32 protein-coding genes and 2 riboswitches are annotated in these 24,479 nt (G+C 42.5%); of the genes, 22 read left to right on the forward strand and 10 right to left on the reverse strand.

Annotated features, from left to right (window positions below; translation table 11 throughout):
• The first annotated feature begins 99 nt into the window (after positions 1 to 99).
• The 4 genes from ACQYAC_RS18890 (at position 100) to ACQYAC_RS18905 (ending at position 2,905) form a co-directional block, all read left to right on the forward strand.
• Positions 100 to 465 (forward strand): hypothetical protein, encoded by a 366-nt coding sequence (locus ACQYAC_RS18890; protein WP_058014288.1) that lies wholly within the window; start codon positions 100 to 102, stop codon positions 463 to 465.
• Between the two features lie 33 nt (positions 466 to 498).
• On the forward strand, positions 499 to 1,128 hold the full coding sequence (locus ACQYAC_RS18895) for a GTP pyrophosphokinase (RefSeq protein ID WP_003211990.1): 630 nt from the start codon (positions 499 to 501) through the stop codon (positions 1,126 to 1,128).
• Between the two features lie 65 nt (positions 1,129 to 1,193).
• The gene (locus ACQYAC_RS18900) at positions 1,194 to 1,994 is read left to right on the forward strand and encodes an NAD kinase (RefSeq protein WP_058014287.1); all 801 of its coding nucleotides are present in this window, start codon (positions 1,194 to 1,196) and stop codon (positions 1,992 to 1,994) included.
• 44 nt (positions 1,995 to 2,038) lie between these two features.
• Positions 2,039 to 2,905: an RluA family pseudouridine synthase gene (locus ACQYAC_RS18905; protein ID WP_429943886.1), complete on the forward strand. Its 867-nt coding sequence runs from the start codon at positions 2,039 to 2,041 to the stop codon at positions 2,903 to 2,905.
• Positions 2,906 to 2,948: 43 nt separating this feature from the next.
• Here ACQYAC_RS18905 and prpE read toward each other — a convergent pair whose 3' ends face one another.
• Positions 2,949 to 3,692, reverse strand: a complete 744-nt coding sequence (gene prpE / locus ACQYAC_RS18910; RefSeq protein ID WP_429943887.1) for a bis(5'-nucleosyl)-tetraphosphatase PrpE — start codon at positions 3,690 to 3,692, stop codon at positions 2,949 to 2,951.
• A gap of 162 nt (positions 3,693 to 3,854) precedes the next feature.
• On the opposite strand from prpE, the gene ACQYAC_RS18915 reads away from it, so the two are divergent.
• The 10 genes from ACQYAC_RS18915 to ACQYAC_RS18960 all read left to right on the forward strand — a co-directional run bounded on the left by ACQYAC_RS18915 (position 3,855) and on the right by ACQYAC_RS18960 (position 12,874).
• Entirely contained in the window at positions 3,855 to 5,696 is a 1,842-nt protein-coding gene (locus ACQYAC_RS18915) for a monovalent cation:proton antiporter family protein (protein ID WP_429943888.1), read from the forward strand.
• A gap of 59 nt (positions 5,697 to 5,755) precedes the next feature.
• A riboswitch (TPP riboswitch) is annotated at positions 5,756 to 5,865 on the forward strand.
• Positions 5,866 to 5,943: 78 nt separating this feature from the next.
• The gene (gene tenA / locus ACQYAC_RS18920; protein WP_144462314.1) at positions 5,944 to 6,654 is read left to right on the forward strand and encodes a thiaminase II; all 711 of its coding nucleotides are present in this window, start codon (positions 5,944 to 5,946) and stop codon (positions 6,652 to 6,654) included.
• A complete protein-coding gene (gene tenI, locus ACQYAC_RS18925; protein WP_061407366.1) occupies positions 6,629 to 7,246 on the forward strand; it encodes a thiazole tautomerase TenI in 618 nt (205 codons plus the stop codon). Before tenA ends, tenI begins: the two co-directional genes overlap by 26 nt.
• Positions 7,230 to 8,342, forward strand: coding sequence for a glycine oxidase ThiO (gene thiO, locus ACQYAC_RS18930; protein WP_429943889.1), 1,113 nt, complete (start codon positions 7,230 to 7,232; stop codon positions 8,340 to 8,342). The genes tenI and thiO overlap by 17 nt, the downstream gene beginning before the upstream one ends.
• Complete coding sequence (gene thiS, locus ACQYAC_RS18935; RefSeq protein ID WP_180309222.1) at positions 8,339 to 8,542, forward strand: sulfur carrier protein ThiS; 204 nt, start codon at positions 8,339 to 8,341, stop codon at positions 8,540 to 8,542. Before thiO ends, thiS begins: the two co-directional genes overlap by 4 nt.
• 4 nt (positions 8,543 to 8,546) lie before the next feature.
• Positions 8,547 to 9,314, forward strand: a complete 768-nt coding sequence (locus tag ACQYAC_RS18940) for a thiazole synthase (RefSeq protein WP_058014279.1) — start codon at positions 8,547 to 8,549, stop codon at positions 9,312 to 9,314.
• Entirely contained in the window at positions 9,311 to 10,324 is a 1,014-nt protein-coding gene (locus ACQYAC_RS18945) for a thiazole biosynthesis adenylyltransferase ThiF (RefSeq protein WP_429943890.1), read from the forward strand. The genes ACQYAC_RS18940 and ACQYAC_RS18945 overlap by 4 nt, the downstream gene beginning before the upstream one ends.
• 16 nt (positions 10,325 to 10,340) lie before the next feature.
• Positions 10,341 to 11,147, forward strand: coding sequence for a bifunctional hydroxymethylpyrimidine kinase/phosphomethylpyrimidine kinase (thiD, locus tag ACQYAC_RS18950; protein WP_429943891.1), 807 nt, complete (start codon positions 10,341 to 10,343; stop codon positions 11,145 to 11,147).
• A 149-nt stretch (positions 11,148 to 11,296) separates the two neighbouring features.
• The gene (gene fabI, locus ACQYAC_RS18955; RefSeq protein ID WP_003211867.1) at positions 11,297 to 12,073 is read left to right on the forward strand and encodes an enoyl-ACP reductase FabI; all 777 of its coding nucleotides are present in this window, start codon (positions 11,297 to 11,299) and stop codon (positions 12,071 to 12,073) included.
• A 114-nt stretch (positions 12,074 to 12,187) separates the two neighbouring features.
• On the forward strand, positions 12,188 to 12,874 hold the full coding sequence (locus tag ACQYAC_RS18960; RefSeq protein ID WP_429943892.1) for a CotO family spore coat protein: 687 nt from the start codon (positions 12,188 to 12,190) through the stop codon (positions 12,872 to 12,874).
• Between the two features lie 35 nt (positions 12,875 to 12,909).
• Here ACQYAC_RS18960 and ACQYAC_RS18965 read toward each other — a convergent pair whose 3' ends face one another.
• The 5 genes from ACQYAC_RS18965 to ACQYAC_RS18985 all read right to left on the reverse strand — a co-directional run bounded on the left by ACQYAC_RS18965 (position 12,910) and on the right by ACQYAC_RS18985 (position 15,540).
• A complete protein-coding gene (locus ACQYAC_RS18965) occupies positions 12,910 to 13,353 on the reverse strand; it encodes a CotY/CotZ family spore coat protein (RefSeq protein WP_058014276.1) in 444 nt (147 codons plus the stop codon).
• 205 nt (positions 13,354 to 13,558) lie between these two features.
• The gene (locus ACQYAC_RS18970) at positions 13,559 to 14,050 is read right to left on the reverse strand and encodes a CotY/CotZ family spore coat protein (RefSeq protein WP_003211658.1); all 492 of its coding nucleotides are present in this window, start codon (positions 14,048 to 14,050) and stop codon (positions 13,559 to 13,561) included.
• Positions 14,051 to 14,196: 146 nt separating this feature from the next.
• Positions 14,197 to 14,685: a spore coat protein gene (locus ACQYAC_RS18975; protein WP_058014275.1), complete on the reverse strand. Its 489-nt coding sequence runs from the start codon at positions 14,683 to 14,685 to the stop codon at positions 14,197 to 14,199.
• 88 nt (positions 14,686 to 14,773) lie between these two features.
• Positions 14,774 to 15,109 carry a hypothetical protein gene (locus tag ACQYAC_RS18980; RefSeq protein ID WP_058014274.1) on the reverse strand — a complete coding sequence of 112 codons (336 nt, stop codon included), beginning with the start codon at positions 15,107 to 15,109 and terminating at the stop codon, positions 14,774 to 14,776.
• A 44-nt stretch (positions 15,110 to 15,153) separates the two neighbouring features.
• Positions 15,154 to 15,540, reverse strand: coding sequence for a spore coat protein (locus ACQYAC_RS18985; RefSeq protein WP_429943893.1), 387 nt, complete (start codon positions 15,538 to 15,540; stop codon positions 15,154 to 15,156).
• A gap of 177 nt (positions 15,541 to 15,717) precedes the next feature.
• Between ACQYAC_RS18985 and ACQYAC_RS18990 the strand changes: the two genes are divergently transcribed.
• The 5 genes from ACQYAC_RS18990 (at position 15,718) to ACQYAC_RS19010 (ending at position 17,195) form a co-directional block, all read left to right on the forward strand.
• A complete protein-coding gene (locus tag ACQYAC_RS18990; RefSeq protein ID WP_058014494.1) occupies positions 15,718 to 16,068 on the forward strand; it encodes a DUF1360 domain-containing protein in 351 nt (116 codons plus the stop codon).
• 72 nt (positions 16,069 to 16,140) lie between these two features.
• Positions 16,141 to 16,269: a hypothetical protein gene (locus tag ACQYAC_RS18995; RefSeq protein ID WP_003211271.1), complete on the forward strand. Its 129-nt coding sequence runs from the start codon at positions 16,141 to 16,143 to the stop codon at positions 16,267 to 16,269.
• An 86-nt stretch (positions 16,270 to 16,355) separates the two neighbouring features.
• A complete protein-coding gene (locus tag ACQYAC_RS19000) occupies positions 16,356 to 16,577 on the forward strand; it encodes a hypothetical protein (RefSeq protein ID WP_106049036.1) in 222 nt (73 codons plus the stop codon).
• 84 nt (positions 16,578 to 16,661) lie between these two features.
• Entirely contained in the window at positions 16,662 to 16,799 is a 138-nt protein-coding gene (locus ACQYAC_RS19005) for a YjcZ family sporulation protein (protein ID WP_003212017.1), read from the forward strand.
• Positions 16,800 to 16,937: 138 nt separating this feature from the next.
• Complete coding sequence (locus tag ACQYAC_RS19010; RefSeq protein WP_003212292.1) at positions 16,938 to 17,195, forward strand: stage VI sporulation protein F; 258 nt, start codon at positions 16,938 to 16,940, stop codon at positions 17,193 to 17,195.
• Between the two features lie 16 nt (positions 17,196 to 17,211).
• Here the strand turns inward: ACQYAC_RS19010 and ACQYAC_RS19015 are convergent, their stop codons facing one another.
• Entirely contained in the window at positions 17,212 to 19,524 is a 2,313-nt protein-coding gene (locus ACQYAC_RS19015; protein WP_429943894.1) for a UvrD-helicase domain-containing protein, read from the reverse strand.
• A 126-nt stretch (positions 19,525 to 19,650) separates the two neighbouring features.
• Here ACQYAC_RS19015 and ACQYAC_RS19020 point away from each other — a divergent pair, with 126 nt between their 5' ends.
• Positions 19,651 to 19,908, forward strand: coding sequence for a hypothetical protein (locus ACQYAC_RS19020; RefSeq protein ID WP_058014270.1), 258 nt, complete (start codon positions 19,651 to 19,653; stop codon positions 19,906 to 19,908).
• Between the two features lie 83 nt (positions 19,909 to 19,991).
• Here ACQYAC_RS19020 and ACQYAC_RS19025 read toward each other — a convergent pair whose 3' ends face one another.
• The 3 genes from ACQYAC_RS19025 to ACQYAC_RS19035 are packed head-to-tail and all read right to left on the reverse strand — an operon-like array spanning position 19,992 to position 21,741.
• On the reverse strand, positions 19,992 to 20,426 hold the full coding sequence (locus ACQYAC_RS19025; protein WP_058014269.1) for a GNAT family N-acetyltransferase: 435 nt from the start codon (positions 20,424 to 20,426) through the stop codon (positions 19,992 to 19,994).
• A gap of 6 nt (positions 20,427 to 20,432) precedes the next feature.
• Positions 20,433 to 20,948 (reverse strand): YjcG family protein, encoded by a 516-nt coding sequence (locus tag ACQYAC_RS19030; RefSeq protein ID WP_058014268.1) that lies wholly within the window; start codon positions 20,946 to 20,948, stop codon positions 20,433 to 20,435.
• 52 nt (positions 20,949 to 21,000) lie between these two features.
• Positions 21,001 to 21,741, reverse strand: coding sequence for an alpha/beta hydrolase (locus ACQYAC_RS19035; RefSeq protein ID WP_339165529.1), 741 nt, complete (start codon positions 21,739 to 21,741; stop codon positions 21,001 to 21,003).
• A gap of 221 nt (positions 21,742 to 21,962) precedes the next feature.
• Positions 21,963 to 22,084: riboswitch (SAM riboswitch) on the forward strand.
• An 80-nt stretch (positions 22,085 to 22,164) separates the two neighbouring features.
• Here ACQYAC_RS19035 and ACQYAC_RS19040 point away from each other — a divergent pair.
• Both ACQYAC_RS19040 and metC read left to right on the forward strand, forming a co-directional pair.
• Positions 22,165 to 23,283: a methionine biosynthesis PLP-dependent protein gene (locus ACQYAC_RS19040; RefSeq protein WP_429943895.1), complete on the forward strand. Its 1,119-nt coding sequence runs from the start codon at positions 22,165 to 22,167 to the stop codon at positions 23,281 to 23,283.
• Positions 23,280 to 24,458, forward strand: a complete 1,179-nt coding sequence (gene metC / locus ACQYAC_RS19045) for a cystathionine beta-lyase (RefSeq protein WP_429943896.1) — start codon at positions 23,280 to 23,282, stop codon at positions 24,456 to 24,458. Before ACQYAC_RS19040 ends, metC begins: the two co-directional genes overlap by 4 nt.
• Positions 24,459 to 24,479 lie beyond the last annotated feature (21 nt).

The following is a 24,479-nucleotide window of genomic DNA, read 5'->3' on the forward strand; positions in this document are numbered from 1 at the left end:
TTATAAGAAGAAAATAGGATTTTCTCAAAAAGTTCGGTTTATCAATATTGAACTTGATATGATAAAATAAAGCTGTACTTTGTTGTAAAGGAGATCATGATGCAAAACCGAATTGAAATCGCAGAAGCAACTTTAAAAGAAGACAGGCTGATTTTGACGACCAAGTCAGAAGAGCAAATCCAAAAAGCAAAAGCATCAGGACAAATGCTTGTTGATTCTGATCACTTTGCGTTCGTTTACATACTTGAAAACGAGGAGTCCTTTTCATATCTTATCTTAGGGGAACATACATGGGCTCCATTAAAAGAAGCAATGAATCTTGACATCCCTGTCTATTTGACAGCAGGAGGCCATTCGTTAGAACTCATTCAGCTTCATCAAGAATTACATTATTTAATTGACAATATTAAAGACAATGCCAATTACGGAGATATGGAAGAGAAAGTGAAGAGCACATTCCTCTGAAATAATTAGGTATATGGAATTGGGGGAAGTTTCATGGACAAAAAACAATGGGATCAATTCCTCGCACCGTATAAACAAGCAGTCGAAGAATTAAAAGTGAAACTAAAAGGCATTCGAAAGCTGTATGAATTCGAGGATGACCATTCACCAGTAGAATTTGTCACAGGCCGAGTGAAACCCGTTGCCAGCATATTAGAAAAGGCAAAGCGTAAAAACATCCCAATGCATGAAATTGAAACGATGCAGGATATTGCTGGGCTTCGCATTATGTGCCAGTTTGTAGAAGACATACAAGTCGTGAAAAAAATGCTCCAGTCACGAAAGGACTTCGTGGTTGTTGATAAACGCGACTATATTGCAGAGCATAAAGAAAGCGGATACCGTTCGTACCACCTTGTTGTGTTATATCCGCTGCAAACGATCAATGGAGAGAAACAGCTCCTTGTCGAAATCCAAATTCGTACACTTGCGATGAATTTTTGGGCGACCATTGAGCATTCTCTGAATTATAAATATAGCGGGAATATCCCGGAGAAAGTCAAGCTGCGCCTTCAAAGAGCTTCTGAGGCAGCATCTCTTCTTGATGATGAGATGTCCGAAATTAGAGGGGAAATTCAAGAAGCACAAGTAGCATTTTCCCGGAAAAAGAAAAACGATAGCTGAGCCTGTGCTTAATCAAATATGATGCTGCCCTCTTATAGCAGCAAGGTGGAAAAGGAGAAGAATTCATGAAATTTGCAGTTTCTTCGAAAGGGAATTCTGTATCTGACACACTCAAAAATAAAATTCAGACCTACTTATTGGATTTCGGAATGGAACTCAATGAAGAGGAACCAGATCTTGTCATTACGGTTGGTGGTGACGGCACCCTTCTTTATGCATTTCACCGTTATAGCGACCGTCTGAATGAAACAGCTTTTGTGGGTGTTCATACAGGTCATCTTGGTTTTTATGCTGACTGGGTGCCAAGTGAAATTGAAAAACTCGTCTTAGCTATAGCGAAAACACCTTATCACATTGTGGAATATCCAATCTTAGAAGTCATTGTCAGATACAACGACGGCGGCAGAGAAGAGAAATATTTAGCCATGAATGAATGTACGATTAAAAGTATGGAAGGGACACTTGTGGCAGATGTTGAAATTAGGGGTCAGCTGTTTGAAACATTCAGAGGTGACGGTCTTTGTCTGTCTACACCGTCTGGCAGTACAGCCTATAATAAAGCACTTGGGGGCGCCATTATTCATCCTTCCATTAGAGCCATTCAGCTGGCAGAAATGGCTTCAATCAACAACAGAGTGTTTCGAACGGTCGGTTCGCCGCTTATTTTACCAGACCATCATACTTGTGTCATTAAACCGAGGAATGATGTCGATTTTCAGGTAACCATTGATCATTTGACGCTGCTTCATAAGGACGTCAAATCCATTCAATGCCGGGTAGCAGACGAGAATGTCCGCTTTGCCCGATTTAGACCATTTCCGTTTTGGAAAAGGGTGCAAGATTCCTTTATCGGAAAAGGTGAATAAGAAAGAGGTCGTTCTCGCTGGAATACTTTACACTAAACAAAACCATGACAGCCAAAGAAGAAGGGCTGCTTTTAAAGGATTATTTAATAGATATTGGCATTTCGAAAAGAATGCTGACGGATATTAAATTTGATGGCGGTGATCTCCTCATTAATGGAGAGCATGTGACTGTGAGATACAAGTTGCATAAAGGAGACAGGCTCACTATTTTATTCCCCGAGGAAAAAGTGAGTGAAGGGCTGAAGCCTGCTCAGATTCCGCTTGATATTTTATTTGAGGATGAGCACGTCCTTGTGCTGAATAAAAGGCCATATATCCCGTCTATTCCTTCTCGGGAGCACCCAGAGCACAGTATTGCGAATGGATTGCTGCATCATTATGCAGAGCAGTCTGTTAGGCTGACGGTTCATTTAGTGAACCGCCTTGATCGTGATACATCTGGCGTCATGCTTGTGGCCAAGCATCGCTTTGCCCACAGCCTTTTATCAAAAGCGCAGAAAAGTGGAGCGGTCAAACGAACATACAGAGCGTTTACACATGGCTTGATCAAAGAAAAGCGTGGAACCATTCGTGCAAAAATTGCCCGAAAAGGAGATAGTATCATCGAGCGAATGGTCGATGATACTGGACAGGAAGCTGTGACGCATTTTACAGTGCGAGCGGTGGACGCTGAGTTGAACATGTCAGATGTGACGCTGGCACTTGAAACGGGGAGAACCCATCAAATTCGTGTTCATATGCAGTATCTTGGTCATCCGCTCATCGGAGATACGTTATATGGCGGAACGAGTGAGCAGATGAACCGGCAGGCACTGCATAGTGAGACTCTTGTCTTTCCTCATCCGATGACCGGGGAGGAAATGACATTCTCGGCTCCGCTTCCTGAAGACATGAAATCATTGCTGCTTTAAATAGAGAAACCCGGCTACCTGCAAGCTCAGGACCGGGTTTTTTTTATGATGTGAAATGCTGAAACCTTGAATCGTCATAAGGCATAGAGGATGGAACAGAAATCGTTTCAAGCTCAGGGTATTTAAGGGCAGACAGCCGGTGGCCAAATACACAGCCTGTATCAATGTTGACGGTTCTACCAACGAATCGCGGTTCTTTCACTGGTGTATGCCCGTAGACAATCCATGGTTTTCCGCGATATTCCTTTGCCCAATCCTTCCGCACAGGTCGTCCATCTGGCCATGTTTCTCCTGTGACTGCGCCAAATAATAGATAGGATCGCATCTGTTTGTTCGGCTTTCTACCAATGTCCTTTTCCTTCATCGCTGCGTGAGCAATCATTAGTTCATCAGGAATAAGTACATCGTAAAGCGGAGCCTTCTCAAATAGCTGCTTAAATTCATGTGACAATTTCGTTTGTTCATGAAGGGGAAGCTTTTTTATTTCGTTCACTGTGGTTTCAATGCCATGAAGTAATTTCACGGGATTTCCTTTCAAATAGCGATATAGTTTAAAGCAATGGTTGCCAGGTACGTAGCGGATCGCGCCGTGTGCGTAGGCATGAATGACAAAGCGCATGACATCTACTGACTGAGGTCCTCGATCTGTTAAATCACCGACAAGTGCTAGCGTTCTCTTATCAGGATGGACGGGTAATCCATGTTTGAGTTCGTATCCTAGTTTGTGTAAGAGGGTAAGCAGCTCTTCGTAGCAGCCGTGGATATCACCAATGATATCAAATTTCATAAGATTTCCTCCTGATTTTACTCATCCATTCATCGGGGTTAAAGAAGTTTGAATTTTAGAACATATAACGAATGGCTTTCTTTTCATTTAGGCAATTGTTAGAATCAATGCTTTAACGTAAACCTTAAAAGATTAAACATCAATGTTAGGAGGCTTTAGCCAATGGAGCATACATCTGTTTCATCACTCGTTGTCGTTATTATTGTTGCCTTTTTCACCCCACTTTTATTGCACCGATTTAAGCTGACCATTCCGGTCGTTGTTGCTGAGATCATCATGGGGCTCATCATTGGAAAAAGCGGTCTTCAACTGGTTGTTGAACATGATGCGTGGTTAGATACGTTATCCATGCTCGGTTTTATTTTTCTGATGTTTTTAAGTGGACTTGAAATAGATTTTTCTTCTTTCGAGTCAAAGAAGAAAGCACGAGAACTGCCAAATGGTCTAAAAGAACCAAATACGTTTATTGCAGCCACTATTGTTTTTCTTGGCGTATTTAGTATTTCTTTTATCCTGTCTTATGCGTTTGTTCTTGCAGGGTTTATCCAAAATGCCTTTCTAATGACGCTCATTATATCGACGATCTCATTAGGGGTAGTGGTTCCCACCTTAAAAGAGGAAAAATTGATGCAGACGAATATCGGTCAAATCATCTTGCTTGTCGCTGTCATTGCTGATTTGGTGACAATGATTTTACTTGCTGTATTTTCCTCCATTTATGGCGATGGTACAGGGAATATGTGGCTTCTGCTCTTATTATTTGCTGCAGGCATCCTTCTTTATTTATTTGGCCGCGTATTTAAGACAAAGTCAATTTTTCAGTCCATGTCAAAAGGGACCGTGCAAATTGGGACAAGGGCGATCTTTACTCTCATTATAGTCTTAGTTGCCTTATCTGAATCACTCGGTGCTGAAAATATTCTTGGGGCATTTTTAGCAGGTGTGCTTGTGTCTCTTCTTTCGCCGAATAAAGAGCTTGTTCAGCAGCTGGATTCATTTGGCTACGGATTTTTGATCCCTATCTTCTTTGTGATGGTCGGAGTTGATTTGAATATATGGGCACTGTTCAAGGACCCAACCATTATGATCATGATCCCGCTGCTATTTATTGCATTACTGATTAGTAAGCTCATCCCGATCCTTTATTTGAAAAAATGGTATGACATGAAAAAAGTGATTGGCTCTGGCTTTTTATTAACATCGACGTTATCACTCGTCATTGCAGCAGCGACGATCGGGGAGCGGCTTGGAGTCATTGATCATAAAATGTCTGGCGCGCTGATTTTAGTCGCGGTACTCACGAGTATTTTAACGCCTGTTTGGTTTAAAGCGCTGTTTAAAAAAGAACAAGCTGCGAGCCATAAAAAACGTGTGACCTTTATTGGTGCAAATCAGCTCACCTTACCTGTCACACTCGATTTACATCAGGATGAATATGATATTCGAATTTTGCATGTCTTTCAAGAAAATAAAGAAGCGCTGCTTGCCGACTCCATCTTTGAAGTCGAATCGATTGAGAAGTACGACGATGAGACGCTGCGAAAGGCAGGCGTTGGCCGGGAGGATGTCCTCGTCGTCGCAACAGGCAGTGAGACAAAAAATAAGGAAATTGCTTTATTTGCAAAGGAAGAAGGAGCAAAACAAGTCATTGCGAGTGTGAATAAAGCTGAGGCAGAGCTGACATTGAAGGAAGCGGGCATTGATACGTTTTCTAATTTCCTATCATCTAAAACGGTGCTAAGAGCCTTGATTGAAGCACCGGATGCGATTCGATTATTAACAAATGAGGATACTTCCTTGTATCAAATTCAAATGAACAATCAGCGCTTTCACAATGTCATGCTGAGGGAGTTTCCATTTACCGGCGATTTGGTCTTTGTCCGTATTTTCAGAGGGGTAGACAGTTTAGTCCCACATGGAGATACGACGCTTAGAAGCGGCGACCGTGTGCTTGTGTCGGGCTCTCGTGAATATGTGGCAGGACTAAGAGCCCAATTAGAGTAACAATGAACCCTTGACCAATGAACAATTCCTGATTAAGATAGAAGTACAACATCATATATTTGATCCACTAGGGGAGTCCTTTAAAAGGGCTGAGATAAAAGTATTGACTTTTAGACCCTCATTACCTGAACAGGTTCATACCTGCGTAGGGAAGTGGTGCGGTTTTTGATTATGCTTTTGACAAATTCCAAGCCACTTTCCATATGGAAAGTGGCTTTTTTATATGGAAAAACAGGAGGAGAGAAACATGACGTTTTCAACTGAATGTAAAGAAGCAGCAGCAACATGGTGGAATGGAAGCTTTACACACCCCTTTGTGAAAGGGATTGGAGATGGCACGCTGTCACTCGATCGTTTCACTTATTACGTGATGCAGGATTCATATTATTTAACTCATTTTGCAAAGGTGCAAGCATATGGAGCGGCGATTAGTGAGGACTTACATACGACGGGCAGAATGGCGTATCATGCGCAGGGGACGTATGAAGCGGAGCTGTCGCTGCATAGAAAGTTTACAGAGCTTTTAGAGATTTCAGATGAAGCCATCGAGAACTTTAAGCCTTCTCCAACTGCTTACGCGTATACCTCACATATGTACCGATCTGTGAAAAGCGGACGATTCGAAGAGATATTGGCTGCGTTATTGCCGTGCTACTGGCTTTATTATGAGGTGGGTGAAAAGCTGAAACAAACCACACCTGACCATCCGATTTATCAAGAATGGATTTTGACATATGGAGGGGATTGGTTTAAGGAGCTCGTCTTTGAACAGGTCAACCGCTTTGATGAACTAGCCGAAAAGGCACCAGAACATGTGCGGGCCAATATGAAAGAAAATTTTGTGATTTCTAGCTATTACGAATACCATTTCTGGGAGATGGCGTATCAAAAAGAAATGTGGCAAACAGCATGCTTAGATGGGGTTGGTGCAAATGGAACTCCACGCAGTGACAAATGATTCGCTTCCTGCGGAAGAGCTGATCAAACAAATAATAGCCATTGTATCTGAAGTGGATTTTATTCATATACGGGAACGGTCTAAAACAGCAAGTGAGCTTGTTGATATCGTGAAATGTCTCCTTTTAGAAGGTGTACCAAAAGAGAAGCTCATGATCAACGACAGAGTAGACGTTGCGCTGCTCACCAATATTCACCGGGTACATCTCCCAGGCCATAGCTTTTCGCCAAAAGAGCTGCGGAAAAAATTCCCTCATCTTCATGTGGGTGTCTCCGTTCATTCGATAGAAGAAGGGAAAGCAGCTGAGAAAAATGGAGCAGAGTATGTCATGTTTGGGCACGTATATGACACCACTTGTAAACCAGGACTTCAGGCAAGAGGCATACAGCTTGTGGAAGAACTGACATCTGTACTGTCTATACCAGTGGTGGCAATCGGTGGTGTGACACCTGAGCGCGTTCCAGAATTGAGACAAGCGAATGTGAAAGGGATTGCTGTCATGTCTGGAATTTTTACTCATCATCAGCCGCGCAAGATGGCACAAGCATTTTCTAAACAAGTAAAGGAGAATCCTTATGAAGAAGCATTATGATGTGGCAATCATTGGTGGTGGAATCATAGGGATGTCCATTGCCTATCACCTTGCAAAAGCAGGAAAGCAGGTCGTCTTATTTGAGGCGAATGAGGCAGGGAAGCAAACGACAAGTGCAGCTGCTGGGATGCTTGGTGCACATGCTGAAGGAGAGGGTCATGAGGATATTTTCTTTCAAGCAGGCAGAGCAAGCCAGGCATTGTACGAGAAGTTAAAAGTCGATTTACGGCATGAATCTGGCATTGATATTCGAACATCAGCGGGCGGTATCATGAAGGTAGCCTTTACCGAAGAGGAGAAACAAGCACTTTGCCGGATGCAGCATATGTCTACATTTGAGTGGCTTGACGCAGGCAGCGTAAAAAAATGCATGCCTCAAATGGCAGAGAACATCCTAGGAGCAGGTTTGATTAAAGAGGATGTTCATGTCGAACCTTATGCGGTATGCCGGGCATTTTGGCAGGCGGCGGTCAGGTACGGGGCAGAAGTGAAAGAGTGTACACCCGTGATCGAAGTGAAGCGGGAGAAAGAAGCGTTAGCAATTAGAACAACGATGGGAACATTCACATGTGATGAACTAACTGTAGCAAGTGGTGTATGGTCTGGCCATTTTTTTGAAGAGCTTGGATTATCTCATTCTCTTTATCCAGTAAAAGGGGAATGTGTGTCTGTATGGAATCATGGTCCAGCACTCCAACACACCATTTACCATGATCATTGTTACATCGTTCAACGAGATAGCGGCAAACTGATCGTTGGCGCAACGATGAAGCCAAACGAGTGGCAAACTGTTCCAACGCTTGGCGGTATCGAAGCTGTCATTCAAAAGGCGTCACAGCTGATGCCTTCGATCAAGGAGATGCCGATTGATCAGTGCTGGGCTGGCCTTCGTCCGGCGACAAGCGACCAGCATCCCTACATCGGAAGACACCCAGAAGATCGGCGTATTCTTTTTGCTGCTGGTCATTACAGAAATGGTATTTTACTTGCTCCGATTACTGGAAAGATCATTCGCGACCTGATATTAGGTGAACCGGTCAAAAAAGAATGGCTTCACGCATTTCGTATTGACCGAAAGGAGGCACTGTTTGTATGAAAATTCAATTGAATGGCAGAATCGTTGATTTCGATCAAGAGAATGGAACGATCTATGACCTGCTATCAGACTATCACCTTGAAAATCGAGTAGTGATTGTGGAAAAGAACCAAGAAATTATTGATAAAGAAGCGTTTCAACAAGTGAAAATTCAACCTAATGACACGATCGAAATCGTTCACTTTGTAGGAGGAGGATGACAACATGCTGCATATTGGCGGAAAAACATTCACATCTAGATTATTACTTGGTACAGGGAAGTACCCATCATTTGAAATTCAAAAAGAAGCTGTGAACGTATCAGAAGCAGAAATATTAACCTTTGCTGTGAGAAGAATGAACATTTTCGAAGCATCTCAGCCTAACTTTTTGGAACAGCTGGATTTATCTAAATATACGCTGCTTCCGAATACAGCTGGTGCAAGTACAGCGGAAGAGGCAGTTCGTATTGCTCGTTTAGCGAAGGCTTCTGGACTGTGTGACATGATCAAGGTAGAAGTCATTGGCTGCTCAAGGTCTCTTCTGCCAGATCCAGTCGAAACGTTAAAAGCATCCGAAATGCTACTCGAAGAAGGATTTATCGTGCTGCCATATACATCTGATGATGTGGTACTAGCAAGAAAATTAGAAGAGCTTGGTGTCCATGCCATAATGCCAGGTGCTTCGCCGATTGGTTCAGGGCAAGGCTTACTAAACCCTCTGAATCTCTCATTTATTATCGAGCAGGCGAAGGTACCGGTGATTATTGATGCTGGTGTAGGCTCTCCAAAGGATGCGGCTTATGCGATGGAGTTAGGAGCTGACGCTGTATTACTGAACACAGCTGTGTCAGGTGCAAAGGACCCTGTGAAAATGGCAAAAGCCATGAAACTGGCGATTGAATCAGGAAGGCTAGGCTTCGAGGCAGGCCGTATTCCTTTGAAAAACTACGGGACAGCAAGTAGCCCTCAGGAAGGAATGCCGGCATTTTGAGCACTCGTTATTCACGTCAAGAGCTCTTTCAGCCAATCGGCACAGAGGGGCAAAAGCGGTTAAATGACTCAAAGGCTGTCATTATTGGTGCGGGAGCGCTTGGGACAGCTAGTGCTGAAATGCTTGTTCGTGCTGGCGTTGGATCTGTCACCATTTTGGATCGAGATTATATTGAGTGGAGCAACCTTCAGCGTCAGCAGCTTTACACAGAGCAAGATGTGCAGGATCGGCTGCCAAAGGCCGTGGCGGCTGAAAATAGACTCAAACAGATAAATAGTGACGTACAGGTCAAGGGAATCGTCGTCGATGTGACCGCTGAACATATTGACGAACTGGTCAGCGGCGCTTCAATCATTGTCGATGCAGCGGATAATTTTGAAGTGAGAATGATCGCTAATGATGCTGCTGTGAAACATCAAATTCCATTCCTTTATGGAGCTTGCGTTGCCAGCTATGGTATTCAATTTACTATCATTCCTGGTGAAACACCGTGTTTACACTGTCTTCTTGAACATTTACCCGCACAGGGCATGACATGTGATACAGCCGGTATCATTAGTCCAGTTGTGCAGCAGGTGGCAGCATATCAAGTGGCAGATGCCCTGAAGTATTTAACGGGTCATCACGTGACGCCGATATTAAGATCGTTTGATTTATGGACCAATGAACGGTCTGACATCCGATCAGCCAGTTCCTTAAAGAAAAAACAATGTCCAAGCTGCGGAATGAAAACATATCCTTTTCTCTCCTATGACAAGAGAGCAAAGGCAGATGTACTATGCGGCCGCAATACGGTCCAAATCCGCAGTGCAGCTGAAACTCCGCCTTCGTTACACGAAGTGGCTCTTCGGTTAAGGAAAGCAGGGATGGATGTCCTTGAAAATCCGTATTTGCTTTCCTGTCAAAAGGATGAATATAAGCTTGTCTTATTTAAAGACGGCAGAGCCCTTGTCCATGGCACAAATGATATGGCAAAAGCAAGAACCATTTATCATCAATGGATTGGCTAATGAGAGGTGTAATGAAATGACGATTAAAAAAGCATTTACAATCGCAGGTTCTGATTCTGGCGGCGGAGCAGGCATTCAAGCTGATTTAAAAACCTTTCAGGAGCTCGGTGTGTACGGAATGTCTGCAATCACAGCGATTACAGCACAAAACACACTAGGTGTTCATGGGGTATATCCGCTTTCAATCGAGGCGTTAGAAAGTCAAATTGATGCAGTGGCAGAGGATTTACTGCCAGATGCCGTCAAAACAGGAATGCTGTGGAGTGCAGATATGATCAAGATAGTTGCTGAAAAAACGGTTCAATATGACATGAAGCTCATTGTCGATCCAGTGATGATCGCAAAAGGAGGCGCTTCTTTATTAAATGAAGATGCGGTCTTAGCGATGAAAACACACTTGCTACCTGTCAGCTATGCCGTAACGCCGAATCTTCCTGAGGCAGAAGTACTGACAGATATGCGCATTCAGACAAAAGAAGATCGATATCTAGCAGCGGAGCGTTTATATGAGCTTGGTACGAAACATGTCGTGATCAAAGGCGGTCACGGCCCATCTGGCGGGATGATCACAGACCTGTTGTATGATGGAAAAGGCTTTATAGAAGTCACAAATGAACACATTGATACCCCACATACACACGGCACAGGCTGCACGTTTGCAGCAGCATTAACAGCTGAAATTGCAAAAGGATACTCCATGAGAGAAGCTTTTGAAACTGCAGAAACCTTTGTCCATGAAGCCATCAAGTACCCTTTGAATATTGGAGCTGGACACGGGCCTACCAACCATTTTGCTTATCAGCAAAACCGGCTCAAACGATAATAAAGTCAAACCGTCTTCACTCGTGTGGACGGTTTTTGATGAAAAAGAAACTTTCTTTCAGCGGAAATTGTCATTCTCTCATGATCTGTGATAATATTATGATCAGGTACTAATACTATGTCTTGAAAAAATAGGAGGCTTTATTACATATGAACTTTTCTTTAGAAGGCCGTAATATCGTGGTAATGGGTGTTGCCAACAAACGAAGCATCGCATGGGGAATTGCCCGCTCACTTCACGAAGCTGGAGCTCGTTTGATTTTTACTTATGTTGGAGATCGTCTTGCTGAATCTGTAAAAGAACTTGCAAGCACACTTGAGCGCGATGATTCAATCATTCTTCCATGTGACGTGACAAGTGATGAAGAAATCGAAAAATGTTTCGCTACAATTAAAGAAAAAGTACAAGTCATTCATGGCGTTGCGCATGCGATTGCATTTGCAAACAAAGAAGAACTTGTCGGTGAATACTTAAACACGAATCGTGAAGGTTTCCTTTTGGCGCACAACATTAGCGCATACTCATTAACAGCTGTAGCAAAAGCAGCACGTCCATTGATGACAGAAGGTGGAAGCATCGTCACGCTTACATACCTAGGCGGAGAGCGTGTAGTTTCTAACTACAACGTAATGGGTGTAGCAAAAGCAGCACTTGAAGCAAGTGTGAAATACTTAGCAGCTGATTTAGGCGCAGAAGGTATTCGTGTAAATAGTATTTCTGCTGGTCCAATTCGTACGCTGTCTGCAAAAGGCATCAGTGGCTTTAATACCATTCTGAAGGATATTGAAGAGCGTGCACCGCTTCGCCGTACAACGACTCCTGAAGAAGTTGGCGATACAGCTCTATTCTTATTCAGTGATCTATCACGCGGCATGACAGGTGAGAACCTGCATGTTGATTCTGGCTTCCATATCATTGCCCGCTAAACAACTAAATGATTTGCAGCATACCGAATAAGGGTATGCTGTTTTTTTATTTTTCTTCTGATTTGAGTCGTCCGCTCATATATATAAGGAATGAATCATTCGGGAGGGATTAGTATGTCAAATAAAGGTGATGAGAACCAGAAGCCGCTTATGTATATTGTTCAGCCGAGCTATGATGAATCAATGCCGGCCATGCAAAATATTGTGAGAAAGCGAAAGAAATCAGAAAAACCGCAAGAAAGTCATCAGAGTGCAAAAGACGTGATCGAAGAAAGTACGCACGAGGAGCCTGGGGCTCAAGAAATCGAGAAGAAAAAAGAAGCCGAGCCATCTGAACTTCAGCAAGAACAAGACATTACAGAAGAAGCTGAGGTTACACAAGAACAAGACATCACGCAAGAAGCTGAGGTTACACAAGAACAAGACATCACGCAAGAAGCTGAGGTTACACAAGAACAAGACATCACGCAAGAACCGGAACTTACACAAGAAAGAAAGCCCCAGCAAGAAGAGGAAAAGCCGCCAGAAGGTGTATTTCATGAAACAAAAGAAGAACCTAGAAGAAAACGAGTGAAAAAGCCTTTAAGTCAGATGAGCATTGACGAAAAAGTCGATTTTCTCACAAGCCTGCCTCATAATATGCCAAGAGCCCTTTGCCTGATTGAAGCTGATGGTAAAACTTATAGAGGGATTATCATGGATCGAAAAGAAGATACAGTGGTCATTCGAACAGCGGGCGGGGGAAATCCAGTTGAATTAGCAGTAGATGAAATTTCCTCGATTCATCCACTTGGTTTTTAACAAATAAAAAAAGTCCCATAGAGGGACTTTTTTTGTTAGCAGTTACGGTTGATGAGTCGTGGATTTAAGCACTCGATTGCGCAGAAGCAGTCAAGATCTACTTCAATGCAATACTTCGATTTTTCTAATCGGAACACATCACATACGGAATCTTTATCTGTAAAATCTAAAATATGACGGTCTTTGTCAAATGCGATAAGCAAGCTGAGTGTTGCGCAGTGGTCAGAGATGTGTTCGACTCTGAAAAATGTAGTGCTAAAGCAAGGACCTGGATCTACTTCTCCAACGTTTCCGAATGCGACGAACGGTTTTGATTTAGAGGTAAAGAGAACAAACGGGACAGTGTCACCTAATGAATGGGATGGAGAAAGGAGATTGCTGTAACAGCTGGTCGGACATTCTTCTTCAACGGCATTTTGTAAGTCGTTAATATTTTCAACAGCCTCTGCTACACAATTCCATGAATGTTTGCGGCTCATATTCAACCCTCCTATACTAGGAAATTTGTTTGAGTGTTTGAGCACTGTCATCATCTACAAGCTTTTTGTTTTACCGGTTGATACTTCTACTTTCAATCAATGCGGAAGCGGCAGCTCTTATGCTGACTGTTCCGCATGATTGACTGTCATTCGTAAGGAAGGGGATGCTTTGACTCATGACAAGTTAGGTCAACGGATGATTGATTTAGCCGTGGTGATGATGCTTTTTATCTTTCGATGGCATGACTCTGTCTACTAGTTCTGGGTTTAAACATTGGATTGCGCAGAAGCAGTTTAGATCAACCTCAATACAAAAGTCCGTTTTTTCTAGACCAAAGAAGTCAGGGTCACAAGGGTGACACACGCTGAGCGTATGTCCGTGTACATCAACAGGTCTTAATACAGATAACGTAGCACAGCAGTCGTGTAATTTTTCAACCCGGAAGAAAATGGATTCGAAGCATTGGCAATCGTCAACAAATCCTCCAATGTTTCCGAAAGTAGAAAACAATCCGCCCTTTTTATCAAAAAGTAAAAACGGAATTGTATCTTTTCCAGAAACTGTCGGGCTTAATAAATTACTGTAGCAGCTCGTAGGACATTTATCTTCTACAGCTTCCTGCTCTGCTAAAATCTTATCAACCGCATCGCATACACAGTTTTCATCATGTCGGCCATGGTGTTTTCCGCAGCTCATGGATTTCAGCTCCTTTAACAAGGTATTTGACTTTAGTCCTTAACAACATATGTATGCGCCCTCTAGTTGGTGTGGGTAAATGACTATTTATATTTGTTGTATTTTTATAAAAGGAAAAGCAGAGCTTTTCGCTCTGCTTTTGGACATTAGAGGATACCGATTGCAACGATTGTCGCAACAAGTGTTTGAGTAAGTGTTTGGATTGCGATCGAGATGTCCGCATCGATTGTTGATACTGTAACGTTTCTAGAGTTTTCAATGACAAGTTTCTGGCGGTTTGTTTGTTTGTGAGTAGCGGCTTGTAAGAGATCTTGTGTGACGCGGTCTGCTAAATCACCATCTGCGATTGAGATGTTTGTAATGGTAATGATCGCTGTTTGAACAGCTACTTGGATAGATGCTGCAACCTGTGCATCAACAGAAGAGACGTTAATGTCACAAGAGTCTCTAACGATAATGACTTCCTCAGATGTCTGCTTTGTCACACTTACTTGATCAAAGTCTTGCAAGACGTCTTCATCATCATAATAGTGGCCGTCACAAACTGCTTTTCTTTCATAGTTGTAATCGCCGTGGTGTCCGTGGTGTGTACAGTTACGATCTAGAGCGACCCAAGAATATGGTTTAGAATCCATTTCTATTCCTCCTTCCGTTTACTTTATTAAATGCTGGAATGCATGGTTTTGTCTCAGGCATTTACCCTATCACGCAACCCATTTTTATTTAATCGTTGTTTCGCTGCGCATCACGGCGCTGTTGAATACGATCTCGAAGTGAATTTCGTTTTGGACGTACTTGCGGTTCAGGGGCTACTTCTTCCACATGTTTTGCTGACTCAGCCTGCCTTTTTTTCTCCTGCTGCTGTTGTACGAAGTCATCTGCTTTCTTTTGTAAGTCCTCAACTAATTTCAAAATCATTCTTCTTTGATCATCTGAAATATTTGCTTTCTGATCATCTGTGATATTGTTTTTGTTTAAAATATCACTTACAAGAAGGCTCGTTAATGGATCAACCTCAGTGTTGATTTGAAATTCCTTTTTTTCGTTCTCTTCAGCCACGATTATTTCACCTCTTTCATACATAATGTTAGAAAAAGAAAGGGTCAAAGAATGCCGGCTTCAACTAATAGTACATTCAATGTTTGAGTGAGAATTTGTACGGAGTTCATAATGGATGCATCAGATAGTGTAATCGTGACGTTATAGCAATTGATGATTTGAATCACAGTCTTCTTTTGGACTGTCACTTGTTGTGTGGCTAAAAGCTGATCTGTGATATCTGCAGCCAATTCATCGTCTGGTACAAGAAGTTGGATTAAAAGAGTAATGATTGTCGTTACGGTCGCTTGAAGGGAGAGTGCGGCTGTTACATCTGTTTTATGAATCGTGACATTTTCGGAATCTTTGATTTCAATGAAATCATCATAATTGCTGATTAATTCGTTTAATAGTTGTGTGTATAAAAAATCAGCACTTTCTTCAATAGACAATACTTTCACTCCTTTCTTATCTATACATTATTTAATGCAGCAGAGGCTCAAGGTGGAATCGGAAAGTGTGAAAAAGTACAACCCAATTTTATTTCCGCTCGATTCATCATGGCGGTCTTTCTTTTTGCATATATAAAGAAAGGACGCAAAAAAGAAGAAAGAAGGAGGTGGAGGCTCCTGAGCGGTGCTTTGTCATTTGTCGTGTTTGCCCTCGCATCCTTTAGACTGACGAGGCTCATTGTGTTTGATACCATTACTGCTCCTTTCCGCCGTTTATTTCATGAAGAACAAGAAGAGATCAATGAACAAGGTGAAGTAGAGACATATATCATCATTAAAGGTAAAGGGCTGCGGTCTTGGATAGGAGAGCTGTTAAGCTGTTATTGGTGTACGGGTATGTGGTGCACTGCTGCTTTACTTCTGATATACATACTATTTCCTGTCATCAGCATGTGGCTTAATTTACTATTAGCCATTGCAGCAGCAGCAGGCATTATTGAAGCAATTGTCTCAAAGCTGGTGAAATAAACAGGCATTCTCATCAGACACGCTTTCAAAAAATGCATATACTATCATGGAATAGGGAAAGGAAGGGTTGCGATGAAACCAACTGAAACGCCGTCACATACGCTTCAAGGTTATCCAGCGCAGTCAAATCAACAATCTGTTTATACGAAGAAAATTAAAAAAGCAGGCTGCGGCTGTGGAAACAAAAAGAAACCTCAATAGAAGAGAAAACAAAAGCCGGATTTATCCGGTTTTTTTGTTGCCCTTTTTTTGAGTGATGCATATGTAAGAGAGAAGGGGTGACCAGAATGGATGCATTCGAACAATTAATCGGCTCCTTGTTCACTAAACCCCATGATGGGAAAGAGCAAGCGCACGAAAAGGGTGAAATGGATCTAGCGGATAAAGCGAAGGATCTTGAGCAGCACTTAAAGGCATTTGGCGAGAAGATGGATGCTTTTGCGAAAGAAACAGAAGCATTCATGATACGTCATGGAGAGGCAGATTACGTCTTTAAACAGCAGAAATAAAAATTCCGCACTTTTTTATGTGATCGTCCAAACCATTTGTAGTATTTTTCATATTTTGTAAGGGAGAAGAGGAGGTGCTTATATATGAGTTGTTACGGTTACGGTGGCGGTTCTTGCGGCGGCTACGGCGGAGGTTACGGCGGCGGATATGGATCAACATTTGTTCTTGTCGTTGTGCTTTTCATCCTTCTAATCATCGTTGGTGCTTCTTTCTTTAACTAAACAGTAAGAAGGTGAGGGAAGCAATGGGGGAGCCTTTTGCTTTCCTTTCTCTTTGGGCAAACCAGGCTTTAGGATAGGCACATATCTCGCCTATTTTCATATAGTGAGGTGATTACTCCATAAAGAGGAGGCAAATGAATGGATAATAAATTCTTTAAAAGCGTTGAAAATAAAACGGGTGTGAATATGAACGATGTCTTTAAGCTTGCAGGTTCTTTGCAAAATGCTAACTTTAAAGATGAAGCAACGGTTCGAGGCGTCATTAAAAAAGTCGCGCAGCTTGCGAATAAACGTGTACCGAAAGAAATGGAAGACAAAATCGTTCAATCGATTACAAGTGGAAAAGAAAAGCTTGATTTCAATACCATCGCTAAAATGATGAACAACAAAAAGTAAACAACAGGCTCTCCGCTTAAAGGGGGGCCTGTTGTTTTTCTGTGAATAATGCTCGATTTTTCTTTAGTAGGGGATATAAAAAGCGCGAGCGATGAGTGGTTTTCCCTCGTCTAAATGATGGAACCGATAGATAAAGAGACTGTTCAGCTCTTGTCATAGCCACATATAATAAACGGCGCTCTTCTTCCAAGGCTTCATCATCACCGTTTCTCAGTTCATCGAGTGAGAAATCATGTGGCAGTGCTCCGTCGACCACGCAAGTGATGTACACCGTTTGGAATTCCAGTCCCTTTGCACGGTGAATCGTCATGAGCTGAACACCTGGTTCGTCTGTCTTTTCCTTTTCGGCAGACTTCATATGCTCGGCATGTGAGAGAAAGGCTTCAATCGTTTCAAAGCGTTTGGCAGCGGTTTTTACATCTCGTACATCATCCGCCCCTTTTTCAAGTACATTCGTATCGTTCACTCGTTTTTTTAAGTAATCACCAAGTCCCATCTTTTGTTCAATAAACGCCACAGCGTCAGACGGCTTTAAATTTCGTAACGTGCGGAACAGAGGAACAATGGATTGCAGCTTTTTCCGTTGAAACGGCTGAATATCTGTTAGTTTTCCGAGTGCATCGACCATTGAACAATCTTCCGTGATGGTTAGTGCCTTCATTGTGTTTAAGGTCTGCTGCTTTAAAAAGAAAACCGGAAGCAGCTGTTTCATAGAGGACACATCATCGGCATCCTGACTTAAAGAGAGAAAGGCGAGAAGAACCCGAACAATTCGTCTGCTGTAGAAGGCTTTGACACCAGCCTCCGTCTCATACGGAATCGCGGATTGATGCAGACGCTCATAAATCGCGCGGCCTCCCGTATTGGTGCGAAAGAGCACGCAGATATCACTCGGCTTTGCACCGTTTTTAATTTTCTCCTGAATATCTGCCACGATCATGGTCGCTTCCTCTTCCTCGTCATATGGATAAAAGAGCGTAGGAGGGATTGTCTCCGATCGGACGGCTTTTAACGTTTTCTCATAACGATGCTGATTTTTCTTAATAACGGCATCCGCACTTGCGACAATCGTATGATGCGACCGGTAATTGGCATGTAAATGAACAATCTGAGCCGAAGGATAATCTCGTTTAAATTCAAGAATGAAAGCAGGATTACTGCCCCTAAAGGCATAAATGGCTTGATCATCATCACCGACACAAAATAGCTGCTCAGATTCTCCAGCTAACAGCTGAATCAATTGATATTGAACTGGATTTATATCCTGAAATTCATCCACCAATATATATTGGAACCGTTCTTGATACCGTTTCAGCAGTTCAGGCTGTTCAGTCAGCATGTGCAAGCAGGCAATGGCCATGTCATCAAAGTCAAATTGCTGATTGTCTCGTTTTTGCTGTTCATAAGATTGATAGATCGTCCACATGTGTTTTTCCTTTTCATCCTTCAAATCAGGAAGATCGCCTGGTAAAAAAGCATTTTTCCAATAGCCGATCGATTGCAGGACTTGATCGGTAGGGTAGTCTTTTTCATCTAGTCTTTCATTCATGATGGCTTTTCGAATGTACTGTTCCTTCTGCCAATCAAACTTGATCAGGTGCTGGCCGTTCCATTTGTTTGCGTCATCGTGAAGCAGCATTTTATAAAAAAGACTGTGGAAGGTGCCTGTCACCACTTGGCTTGCTTGTGATGGGTGCAGCTGATATTGCTTGCGCAGTCTTTCTTTCATTTCACTGCTGGCTTTTGTGGTGAACGTCACGAGTAAGATATGGTGAGCAGGAATATGATGATGTGACATGAGATAAGCCGCTCTTGCTGTCAGGACTCTTGTTTTCCCGCTGCCAGCACCAGCCAGCACAAGCATCGGACCATCTTTATGTGTGACAGCTTGAAGCTGCGGTGTGCTAAAGGTGATATGCGGAAAGAGATCGATGGTATGTGCTTGTTCATTTTCTTCTAAATGTATCACATCGCTAAATTGAATCGACCTTGGTTCCTGCCAGTCATATGATTCATTCGTTTGCGAGATGATTTGTTTACCTGTTGGAAAACGGAAGCCCCCAAGTTCTTTATAAGAAGCACTTTCCTCTCGCTCTGCGTGTTTTTTCTGATCTTCTTGTTCTTCTGCTTGTTCACACAGCTCTTGCTGAGACATATGTTTATGAATAAAGGCAGGTTCTTCATGTATATTTAATCTGAAAAAGACTGGTTGTCCGCAATATGGGCAGAATAAGTGCCCTTTTTTTCCCTCGTCATGGAGGAATTGATAATGTTCTCTCGAATACGTATGTAATGAGATCGTTCGATCATGTCGTCGTGCGCATTTCAAAGCTAGTCCTCCAATAGTTAATCAATCTTAAAAAGAAACACATCTAATCATATCAAATGAGACGTGTTTCAAACAGTCATTATTAGGGAATAGTAGAGTAGAAGAGAAGCAAAGGAGGCGTTCTTGATGGGATATATAGCCCCGATTCAGCCGGATCTGTATTTTCAATATATCAATCGTCCTGCTCCTCAGGATAAAGAAGACTACGCGAAAGTAACTAAGGTTACTCGCACCTTTCATGACAAGGTATACAGAGAACTGGAGAAAAAAGAGGACTTAGTGACAGAAGCGGAAACGAAAGTACAGCAAAAAAAGCGGGAACGCTTTGTACGAGATATGTTTATGGAGGAAGGCAAAGGCGTTCATATTAATACGTATATATAAATGATTGCGCTTTCTTCCATTGACGAACGATGATAAAGAAAAAGCCAGGACATCATGGATGATGCTCTGGCTTTTTCTTTTGGTCAAACAGACAGCGTTTTTGTCATTTTGACATGTGTGATCCCTGCTTCTTCAAATGGTTCAGATACGGCTTTGTAGCCTTTCTTTTCGTAGAAAGGAAGAGCTTGGACTTGTGCGTGCATAACCGCTTCCTTCGCTCCATTCGCAATGGCTTCTGTTTCCAGCGCTTCTAATAGTTTGTGGCCAAGGCCGAAAGCGCGCGCCTCTTTTAACACGCAAATTCGTTCTAGCTTTGCCTTTGGTCCTTCAATGATCCGCAATCTAGCAGCTGCCTGAGGCTTCATTTCATCATTATAAATGACAAAATGAATGGCCTCGTCTTCTAATTCATCTATTTCAATCTCTAACGGGACTTCTTGTTCTTTGACAAATACTTCTTTTCGAACGTAATATGCATCTTCTCGTTGTGTTTGTGCTGTTGCGATAACTGTTTTCAAATGTACTTAACCCTCTTCTCCTAAAATAAATGTTTCATAGACGGTCCAAGATCCGTTCTCTAATTGATATAAAAGGTGGAAGCGATCCACTGTTTCTTCATGGTCAATCTTTCTCAGCTTTAATGTGCCAAGAACGTCTGAATGCTCATCATCTGATAGTTTTTGAGCCACTGTCACATGCGGAACAAAGGCATATTCAGGTGTACCTTCAAGTGGATCTGCATACAACCTTTCATTGAGTGCCATGATTTCTTCGTTCGGTTCTACTTTCATATAAATAACGTTGTTTACAGGAGCGAATGAACTGAATTTTTTAATACGTAATGTAACAGGAGAAGCATTTTTTGCATACTCTCTTAGCGTTGAGACGACCTCAGCCGCTTCTAGATCCGTTAATTCAAAAGGTGTTCTAAGTGTTAAATGAGGCGGTATGAGTGCATAGTTCGGATCATAACGCTTCCGGTAAGAGTTCGCAATATCTTGCAATTTTTTTGATGGAAATATAACAACTCCGTATTTCATCTTGTTCCCTCCTGATTAAGAAAGTATTTATTATTGTTTATTATAACAAAATTCAGTTGATTAACGAATATGGGAGCATTCTTTTTAACGAAGGCGCAATGAGCGGCTGCCAATACGTCCATTTATGATCTCCTTCGAATGTCTCAAATAAATAATCTGCACCTGACTGTTCAAGAAGTGTCTTTAAATCGTCGTTCGGCTGAATAAAATCAAGCACTTGGCCGTCTGTCGTTTTCACAGCCGTTTCTTCCAGTCCAATTTGATGAATAATCGCATAATGAGAAAGGGCAGTCGACTGTTTAACAGCTTCTAAGACTGACTCATCAACGTAAGGAGACTGCAAAATGAGTCCGCCAAATAAAGAAGGATAATCTATCGCTGTCATAAGAGAAATTGTAGCACCCAGTGAATCACCAATAAACGTGCGTCCTGAGCCAATTTGATAGGTTGGATAGTGCGTATCAATATAAGGGACAAGTTCATTTGCTAAAAAGCGTTTATATGCTTCAAATTTTGTGCCATCTGGATGATACGTATTCCGTCTTTCCGTGACATTTTCATAAGGGACACCAATGATAATGGAGCGTTCCATATCTTTGTTTTGCATCAATTCTTCTGCCTGTCTGCCTATTTTGCCTAAACGGAAATAATCATGACCATCTTGGGCAATGATGACATGATATGTATAAAGGGGGGAGTAATTGACTGGCAAATAGATCAAAAGGGTCATATCCGCCCCAAGTTCTTTTGAATGTAAGGTTTCTTCTTGAATAATGCCTGTTTTCTTCACCATAATCCATTCCTCCAGCTAACCGATTTCATCACAAAGTGAAATGTTTCCATTCATTGTAACATGAAAAATAATGTTGTTCCTATATGCTAACATGCAATCAATTCAGTTAACACCGAATCTGTTATAAAATACAGAAAATTTCAATTAATTGTTCCATTTCCTCTTGAAAAATGAGATTTAATGCGTTACAGTATTAAGAATTAGAACAGACAGACAACACATTCTTATCGTGAGAGGTGGAGGGACTGGCCCTTTGAAACCTCAGCAACCGGTATGCATCACTTCATGTGATGTACCAAGGTGCTAAATCCAGCAAGCAGTTTTTTTGCTTGGAAGATAAGAGGAAGCGATTAAAACCCCTTCTTCTTATGAAGAAGGGGTTTTTCTGTTTTGAAATCAGATTTTTACTTAGGATGGTGTCAAATGACAGAACATGTGGAAACGACATTAGCGCAAATTGGAAACCGGAGCGAAGAGGCGACTGGTACGGTCAGTCCCCCCGTTTATCTTTCAACAGCATACAGACATAGAGGTATAGGGGAATCAACCGGATTTGATTACATTCGAACGAAAAACCCAACAAGGCAGCTTGTAGAGGATGCGATTGCTTCACTCGAAGAAGGGACCGCCGGATTTGCCTTCAGTTCGGGAATGGCTGCGATCCAAACGATTATGGCCCTATTTGAAAGCGGTGATGAACTCATCGTCTCATCAGACCTATATGGCGGTACATACCGTTTGTTTGAAAAGGAATGGAAAAAGTACGGCTTACGTTTTCTTTACGATGATTTTTCAGATGAAGACTGTTTACGCTCTAAAATCACGCCAAACACAAAAGCAGTCTTTATTGAGACGCCGACAAATCCACTGATGCAGGAAGCGGATATTCAAAAAATAGCGAAGGTTGCAAAAGAACATGACGCATTGGTCATTGTTGATAACACCTTTTACACACCCGTTTTGCAAAAGCCGATTACGCTTGGAGCAGACATTGTCATCCATAGTGCAACCAAATATCTAGGCGGGCACAATGACGTTCTCGCCGGGCTTGTGGTGACAAAAGGAGAGAAGCTCTCTGAAGACATGTTCCAGCATCAAAACGCAATTGGCGCCGTTTTATCTCCATTTGACTCATGGCTGTTAATGAGAGGGATGAAAACACTGGCTCTTAGAATGCGCCAGCACGAGGCAAATGCGAAGGAGCTAGCAGCGTTTTTAAAGAAACAGCCAGAAATTCAAGATGTCCTTTACCCAGGCAAGGGAGGAATGCTGTCATTCCGTGTAGCCGAAGAGGACTGGGTCAATCCATTTTTGAAGCAGCTGAAAACGATTTGTTTTGCTGAAAGTCTTGGCGGAATTGAAAGCTTCATTACGTATCCAGCGACGCAAACGCACATGGATATTCCTGAGGAAATTCGCATTGCAAACGGTGTGTGTAACAAACTGCTCCGTTTCTCCGTTGGTATTGAGCACGTAGATGATCTGAAGGCAGACCTAAAGCAGGCACTATCACAAGTAAAAGAGGAGGTACATGCTAAATGACCACACATGATTGGACATTCGAAACCCAACTCGTTCATAATGCATTCAAAACAGATCGTTCAACAGGTGCTGTCAGTGTGCCGATTCAGCATGCGTCCACCTTTCATCAAAGCAGCTTTGATGATTTTGGTCAATATGACTACTCAAGATCGGGGACTCCTACACGTCAAGCATTAGAGGATACGATTGCGGCGCTAGAAGGAGGAACAAGAGGGCTTGCTTTTGCATCAGGCATGGCAGCCATCTCCACTGCTTTTCTGCTATTATCAAAAGGAGATCACGTCCTTGTCACAAGAGATGTGTATGGCGGTACTTTCAGAATGATTACTCAAGTTCTTTTGCGATTTGGCATTGAGCATACCTTTGTGGACATGACGGATTTGAATGAAGTCAAAAGAGGCATTCAATCGAATACAAAAGTCATTTACTTGGAAACACCGTCAAACCCGACTCTAGGAATTACGGATATTGGGGGTGTCGTCCAGCTTGCCAAAGAACATGACTGTCTGACTTTTTTAGATAATACATTTCTAACACCCGCTCTTCAGCGTCCGCTCGATCTTGGCGTTGACGTTGTCCTGCATAGTGCAACGAAATTTTTGAGCGGACACAGTGATGTACTATCAGGCTTAGCTGTAGTAAAAGACGAGAAGTTAGGTGAGGAGCTGTATTCGCTGCAAAACTCCTTCGGTGCGGTCCTTGGCGTGCAGGATTGCTGGCTTGTGTTAAGGGGATTAAAAACCCTTCAGGTGAGATTAGAAAAAGCCAGCCAAACGGCATTTGAACTCGCTTCATTCCTCAAAGAACATCCTGCGGTGAAAAAAGTATACTATCCAGGCTTAGATGACCATCCTGGGGCAGACATTCAGCGAAAGCAAGCGAGCGGAGCTGGAGCCGTTCTCTCATTTGAATTAGAAAACGAAGTAGCGGTCAAAGAATTAGTGGATGCTGTCGCATTACCAGTATTTGCCGTCAGCCTTGGCGCTGTCGAATCCATTCTGTCATACCCAGCCAAAATGTCACATGCGGCTATGCCAAAAGAAGAAAGAGAAAAAAGAGGGATTACAGATGGCCTGCTTCGATTAAGTGTAGGAGTAGAAAACGGAGAAGACCTCAAACGCGACTTCAAACAAGCACTCGATCAACTCAAGCCCGTTCTTGTCAACCAATCATAAAGGAAGAAAAAAGCCGGTCCG

The sequence above is a fragment of the Bacillus sp. MM09(2025) genome, from assembly GCF_050496725.1.
GTDB classification, from domain to species: domain Bacteria; phylum Bacillota; class Bacilli; order Bacillales; family Bacillaceae; genus Bacillus; species Bacillus pumilus.